A 6,608-nucleotide genomic window follows, 5' to 3' on the forward strand; every position below is an offset into this window, starting at 1 on the left:
TTCTGGCGATGACCTCTATTGAAGAACTCAGGGAAATGCCTCTTGAAGAGCTTCTGGACAGAGCCTGGAAGCTGAGGCAGAGCAACTTTGAGAATGTGCTCCATGTCTCTGCGCCCAGCGCAAAGAGATATGAGATTGCCAGATTTAAAAACTCGCCCCGAAGATTTGTAAATGTGAGTGTCACTGGCACCGCATGTTCGCTGAAGTGCGAGCACTGCAGGGGGAAGCTGCTGGAGAGTATGCACCACGTAGCAAGTGAGGAGGAACTCCTCACCCTGGGGGAGAGGCTTGTGGAACAGGGATGTGAGGGCATGCTGATAAGCGGCGGCGCTGACACCGAGGGCAGGGTTCCACTGCGCCGCTTCACCCGGACGATAAAACAGCTGAGAGAGATGGGGTTGAGGGTTATTGTGCACTCTGGTTTGGTGGGCGAGGAGGATGCCCGCGCCTTAAAGCGAGCAGGAGTGGAGCAGGTGCTCCTCGACATTATAGGCGACGAGACAACAATCTCGGAGGTGTACCACCTCAGCAAAAAGCCGGAAGACTATCTTCAGGCCCTTGAGAGTCTGAGGCGGGAGGAGATGAGCATCGCCCCGCACATAGTGGTGGGGCTGCACCGCGGTGAAATTCGCGGTGAGTACGAGGCCCTTCGCATGATTACAAAGGCAGGGGCGGAGGTTATTGTTATAGTGGTGCTCTCGCCCATGTACGACACGCCCTTCGAGGGCATTGCCCCGCCTTCGCCACGGGAGATTGCAAGGCTCATTGCAACTGCACGAATTTTGAATCCCCGCACGAAGCTCAACCTGGGCTGCGCAAAGCCCGCCAAAGCCAAGGCCGAGATAGAGACTCTTGCGATAGACGCAGGCATCAATACAGTCGCCTATCCCACTGAGGAGGCTCTGAGCCACGCTGCGGAGCGCGGACTTGAGCTAAGCTTCTCTGAGATGTGCTGTACGCTGGTGTAGGACATGGCGGTGAAGCTTTTTGACCTTGGGTTTATGTCCTGGAAGCAGAGCCAGCTTGTTTACCATGCTCTCGCCAAGCTGGGGATAGAGGCCCTGGTGGTGCAGCGCGCCTCGCAGTGCTATGTCTCCCTGGGGCTCTTCAACACCCCTCAGGAGCTCGACCTGGCTTATATGCGCAGCCGGGGGATACCCTACTTCAGGCGTGAGATAGGTGGAGGCATAGTGCTCCTCGACAGTGAGCAGCTTTTCTACCATGTTATTGTCCACAGGGACAGCGCTCACACCCCTGTGAAGACCGACTCCTTCTACAGGAAGTTCCTCGCGCCGGTTATCGCAACCTACAGACAGCTCGGTTTAGATGCAAGCTACAGGCCCGCGAATGACCTAGTGGTTGAGGGAAGGAAGATCTCTGGCAACGGCGCAGGTCTGGTAGGCGATTGCAAGGTACTGAGCGGCAGCATACTCTTCGACTTCAACCGGGAGCTGATGGCGCGCGTGCTGCGTCTGCCCAGCGAGGCCTTCAGGACAAGGGCAAGGGAGCTTATGGAGGAGAGGCTCACAACGCTCAGGGAACAGCTTGGCAGCTTCTCAGGCGAGGAGGTGAAGAGCTTGCTGATTGAGAACTTCGAAGAACTCTTCGGAGGCTTTGAAGAGGCCGAGATAACGCCCGAGATAGAGCGCAAGATGCACAGCCTGGAGAAGGAGTACCTCTCCCCCGAATGGCTGGAAATGCCGGGCAGGCAGGCTAAGGGCAGAGAGCTCAAAATCGCAGAGGGCTGCTACCTGGTTTTTGCCACCATCGGCAAGGTGGAGATAATCGCAGAGCGCGGAGATGGCAGGCTAACCTGGGTCAGGGCCACACGGGGTGATGAACCACTGAGCAAGCTTGAAGACTCGCTTAAAGCTGCGCCCCTGAACTACGAGAAAATCTTAAATATCCTTACAGAGACCTTAGACTATAACCCCAACGTGGAAGAGGCAGCCAGAGTTATCGCAGGAGGTAGCTGAATGGAACTCAAGGCCAAGCAGGTTTTAAAGGTTCAAAAGTACGAATTCCCTCTGGACAGGCTTTACTACAGAGGTAGAAATGCCCACCTATGGGTTAAGCGGGAAGGTGAAGAAGCGCTCATAGGCATAGATGCCTTCCTCGCAGAGAGCGCTGGTTATCTCAACTACCTCTCAGTAAATGTAAAAAAGCTTGAGAAGGGCGAAGCCTTCGGCAACTTTGAATCAGCAAAGTTTGTGAGCAAGCTCTATGCCCCTGTAAGCGGTGAAATCACCGAGGTCAACCATGCGGTTGTTGAAAATCCCAGGGCGATAAACGAGGACCCCTACGGGGCGTGGCTCGTAAAGGTGAAGCTCGCCGGCGAGGGTGAGCTTGAGGATTTACTCGGCGACAGGAAGGAGCTTTCCTCCTGGATTGAGGAGGAGATAGCCAGGCTGGAGGAAGAGTAGTGGAGAGCCCTGAGTATGTGCAGACCTCGACTGCGGCGGCGATAACCCTCAAACTCTTCCCGGGCAGATTCTACAGGGGAGCGAAGCTCAAGGCCATTAACCTCCTGCTCACCTATACCGACGGCTGCAAGGCAGGCTGCGCCTACTGCGGATTGTCGAGCAGGAGGGTGAAGCTCAGCGAAAAAACCTTTATCCGCGTTGACTGGCCCACCTTCGCCACGGACGAGATAATCGCACGCGTAAATGAGCACGGCTCATCCCTGGAGAGGGTGTGCATCTCCATGGTAACCCACCGCAGGGGCTATGAAGATACTGTAACCTTGGTGAAGCGCTTCCGCGAAGAGACCCCCCTCGCGATATCCACGCTTATCTCGCCCACTTTGATGAGGAGCAGGGAGATGGTAGCTGAGCTCAGGGAAGCGGGCGCAGACATGTGCGGCATAGCCGTGGATTGCGCCACGCCAGAGCTCTTCGACGCCCTCCGGGGGCGTGGTATAGGTGGACCCCACAGGTGGGACCACTACTGGCGCGTTGTAGAGTGGGCGGTCTCGTGCTTCGGGCGCTACAATGTGAGCGTCCACCTTATTGTAGGTCTGGGAGAGAGTGAGCGCGAGATGCTGGCAGCGGTGCAGCGCGCCTACGATGCCGGCGCAGAGGCTCACCTCTTCGCCTTCTACCCCGAGGCCGGCTCGCCTATGCAGGAGCACGAGCGTCCGGGTATTGAGCAGTACCGCAGGGTGCAGCTGGCGCGCTACCTCATCCACCGCAGCCTGGCTCGCTACGAGGATATGCGCTTCTCCACCAGAGGCGAGGTGGTGGATTTTGGAGTAAGCCGAGAGGTGCTGGAAGAGGTTATTCATGAGGGCAAAGCCTTTATGACCTCCGGCTGCAGGGGTGGTGACGGCGAGGTGGCCTGCAACCGTCCCTACGGGAATGAGCGCCCCAGTGAGGTGCTGAGAAACTTCCCCTTCCTGCCCGACGATGAGGATAAGGCACTTATACGCCGGCACCTTGGTCTTGTGTAGCCCTCTCCTCAATCAGCTCCAGCAGGTGACGCGCATCCTGCAGCTCTTCAAGCTCCCGCCTCGCAATTGTCGCCACGCCTGAGATGTTTTTAACCCTGCCGGAATCAAGCAGTATAAACGCCCCGCGGTTAACAGTTTCGGCGATGCTCCTGAGTATCTTCGCCCTCTCCATCACCTCCCGGGAGCAGCAGCGCGCTGCCTTTGCAAGGAGCACAGCCTCTCTGCTCTTTGTAAGCGCAGAGAAGGGTGCCTTCCGCACGGGATAAACCTCAAAGCCCAGACTGCGAAGCACCGCTAGATTGGCTGCGGGGGAGCCGCACTCACCCAGCCCGGGCACACGAAAGATGTTCAGGGGCTTGACCAGCGGTGTGCTGAAGAACTCCTCAAGCTTGAACGCCGTCTCAAAGGTGGCGCTCGTCTCTTCCTCCTCATACCTGTAAATAGCCTTTGGCGAAAGTCCAACCTGCTTCGCGAGGGCAGGTCTGCTCAGGTTGTGGGCCTTCCTCAGGTTCTTTAAAAGGGTGCCGTCGATGCTTGCATAGTACCCACCGCGGTAGCAGAGCAGCGCGGGATACTCGCTGTCGAGAGCATTTTCCAGTGTCTGCTCACTCACACAGGCTAGGCCGTGCCTCAGGTACACCACACCCTCCTGCAGCGCTTCAGTGGTCTTCTTCTCACCAACAATTACAGGCGCCGCACCGAGTGTTGCCGCCACCTTAACTATATCCTTTGCCTGCGTATCTGTCAGGCTGTCTATGTTAGCGAGCACCTTCACCAGTAGAAGCTTCCCTCCCTGACGTGCAAAGAAGTCAAAACAAGCATTGCTCAATATGCACGCTTCAGAAATCTCAAAGCCGCGCTTCTCAAAGATTTCCAGCACCCTGAGGAATAAATTCAGCCTCTCCTGCATTTCCACCGCATCTCTTTTTATTCCTCCTCCTATAAATCGCTTACCCCCGTTATCCTGCTGTGAGTATTACATGCTCCTGCATATAGGCATCGACGATACGGACTCCGCAAGCAAGGGGATGTGCACCACCTACATAGCTGCGCTGCTCATGAAGCGTCTCTCTGCTCTGGGTGAGGTTGAAGAGGCAAAGCTTGTGCGCCTCAATCCCAACATCAAATACAAGACCCGGGGCAATGCTGCGGTGGCGCTTACGATTAGAACAAAGAAGGGTGAGGAGGTAAAGCGCATCGCAAGGCGAGCCGTTGAAGAGCTGGCTGTTTTCAGCGACCCGAACACCAATCCGGGTGTAGTGTTCTATGAGGGTGAGATTCCAGAGGAATTTAGAGATTTCTACCAACGTACGCTCCACCGCGTTGCAGAGATTGAAGAGGCTGAGAGACTCCTCACCACCCACGGCGCCGAGTATTTGAAGTACAAGCTGGGCAGGGGTATTGTGGGCGCCCTTGCAGCAATAGGCGCAGAGCTGAGCAATGCAACCTACGAGTACGTTGCCTACCGTGCCAGAGAGCGCTGGGGCAAGCCTAGAAGCCTAGACCCTGCGTCGGTGCTCAGGATGGACGCCCTCACCTTCCCCCTTACCTTCAACAACTTCGATTACCGCGAGCAGCGAATGCTTATCGCCCCTCACACGCCCTGCCCTGTGCTCTTCGGCATCCGCGGGATTAATGCACAGGTGGTGGAGGAGGCTGCGAAGATTGTCGAGCCTGGAGAGGAGGTTGCGCTTAGCGCCGTCTTCAAAACCAACCAAGGTACAGACGCTCACCTGCAGGAGGTTTCGCGTGTGGCGGAGGTCGAGCCCTTCTCCTCTGTTATCCTGTGCGGAGAGGTTGCAACTAGGGCGAGGGTTATACCAGGAGGCCATGTCTTCTTCCGGCTCAGAGATGCCCGCGGCGATGAGATTACCTGCGCCGCCTTTGAACCAACCAAGGGCTTCCGCAATGTGGTGCACGCCCTAATCCCTGGCGACAGGGTGAAGGTGTACGGAGGTGTTGACGAGAGCAGGACGATTAACCTGGAGAAGCTGGAGGTGCTGGAGCTCAGTAGGGAGAGGGTTGCCAACCCGCGCTGTGAGAGGTGCGGCAGGCGCATGGAGAGCGCCGGCAGGGGGCAGGGCTACAGGTGCAGGCGCTGCAAGACGAGAGCCGAGGAGAAGGTTATGGAAAGAGTGGAGAGGAGCATTGAGGAAAAGCTATACTGCGTCCCGCCAATTGCCATACGCCATCTTGCGAAGCCGTTAGTGCTGTGCCCGTAGGGTATTGTCACACCAGGCCGCCAAGCATCACAAATATCCACAGCAGCACACCGATGATTGCAAAAACTATCCATTCCATCTCTCCACGCCTTTTCACAGTTCCGCTGTACCCTATGACACCGGAGCAGGCGCCCAGAAAGAGTCCAGAAAAGAGCGGAACATATTCAAAACCGCTAAAAAGCGCACCTGATATAAAGAATATAAAAACCGGCAAAAAACCGACCAGAAAGGACTCAAGACTGCTCCCCTTCCACATGCCGTAGAGGAAGGCGGCTATACCCGGAACCGGAATGATTAGGAACAGAGACACAAATCTCACCAAACCATCGCCTAAGTCGGTGAAAATTACATAGGAAAATATGAGATAAATCAGAGATAGGGCAATTACAAGGATTATTCCATCTTTTCCATTCCGAATCATCGACAATGCCTCCGCTTCCAGACATGTTATGCAGCCGTCCGGCTGGATTTTATTATGGGCTGGACAATATAAAAGTGTTGAGTCCGGAGACAAAGATGGACTGATTATGGATATCCGGAGTGGGGTATAAGTATCAGGAACAATATAATATAACCAGGAGGCAACAACTCTGAAGGAAGATAAGGAAACGGGGATTATACCTTCAGCTACAACTGGCGTTCCAGAAGGGGTGAAGGGCGCGTTACACATAGAACTGCCAATAGTCAACCTGGAATGTGCCACATGCGCAACCACGATAGAGAAGTCTCTAAAGAGGCTGCCCGGCATAATAGGAGGTAAAGTCAACCTCGTAAACCAGAAGGCATTTGTGGTATATTACCCTGAGAGCATAAATTTAATCGACATAGTAAAAGAGATTGAAACTCTCGGCTATAAGATAGGGGGTGCTGAAGTACGAATCGGCATAAAGGATCTGAAATGCGCTTCGTGTGTAACTAGAATAGAAGATGCCTTAAGC

The 6,608-nt window shown here is 55.2% G+C and carries 8 protein-coding genes; 6 read left to right on the forward strand and 2 right to left on the reverse strand.

Going from position 1 to position 6,608, the window contains the following annotated elements; translation table 11 throughout:
• Positions 1 to 8 precede the first annotated feature (8 nt).
• The 4 genes from lipS1 to ACXJJW_RS10610 are packed head-to-tail and all read left to right on the forward strand — an operon-like array spanning position 9 to position 3,448.
• Positions 9 to 968, forward strand: coding sequence for a LipS1 family lipoyl synthase (gene lipS1, locus ACXJJW_RS10595; RefSeq protein ID WP_456475717.1), 960 nt, complete (start codon positions 9 to 11; stop codon positions 966 to 968).
• Positions 969 to 971: 3 nt separating this feature from the next.
• Complete coding sequence (locus ACXJJW_RS10600) at positions 972 to 1,976, forward strand: lipoate--protein ligase family protein (RefSeq protein ID WP_456475718.1); 1,005 nt, start codon at positions 972 to 974, stop codon at positions 1,974 to 1,976.
• Positions 1,977 to 2,423: a glycine cleavage system protein H gene (locus ACXJJW_RS10605; protein WP_456475719.1), complete on the forward strand. Its 447-nt coding sequence runs from the start codon at positions 1,977 to 1,979 to the stop codon at positions 2,421 to 2,423.
• Positions 2,423 to 3,448: a radical SAM protein gene (locus tag ACXJJW_RS10610; RefSeq protein ID WP_456475720.1), complete on the forward strand. Its 1,026-nt coding sequence runs from the start codon at positions 2,423 to 2,425 to the stop codon at positions 3,446 to 3,448. The genes ACXJJW_RS10605 and ACXJJW_RS10610 overlap by 1 nt, the downstream gene beginning before the upstream one ends.
• Here the strand turns inward: ACXJJW_RS10610 and ACXJJW_RS10615 are convergent.
• Complete coding sequence (locus tag ACXJJW_RS10615) at positions 3,420 to 4,358, reverse strand: transcriptional regulator (RefSeq protein ID WP_456475724.1); 939 nt, start codon at positions 4,356 to 4,358, stop codon at positions 3,420 to 3,422. The two genes, ACXJJW_RS10610 and ACXJJW_RS10615, sit on opposite strands and share 29 nt — an antisense overlap.
• 70 nt (positions 4,359 to 4,428) lie before the next feature.
• Here ACXJJW_RS10615 and ACXJJW_RS10620 point away from each other — a divergent pair, with 70 nt between their 5' ends.
• A complete protein-coding gene (locus tag ACXJJW_RS10620; RefSeq protein ID WP_456475721.1) occupies positions 4,429 to 5,670 on the forward strand; it encodes a TiaS agmantine-binding domain-containing protein in 1,242 nt (413 codons plus the stop codon).
• Positions 5,671 to 5,677: 7 nt separating this feature from the next.
• Here the strand turns inward: ACXJJW_RS10620 and ACXJJW_RS10625 are convergent, their stop codons facing one another.
• Positions 5,678 to 6,091 carry a hypothetical protein gene (locus ACXJJW_RS10625; protein ID WP_456475722.1) on the reverse strand — a complete coding sequence of 138 codons (414 nt, stop codon included), beginning with the start codon at positions 6,089 to 6,091 and terminating at the stop codon, positions 5,678 to 5,680.
• Between the two features lie 229 nt (positions 6,092 to 6,320).
• On the opposite strand from ACXJJW_RS10625, the gene ACXJJW_RS10630 reads away from it, so the two are divergent.
• Positions 6,321 to 6,608 (forward strand): cation transporter (locus ACXJJW_RS10630; RefSeq protein ID WP_456475723.1); only part of this gene is annotated, 288 nt, incomplete at its 3' end.

Source organism: Candidatus Pyrohabitans sp. (assembly GCF_054014795.1).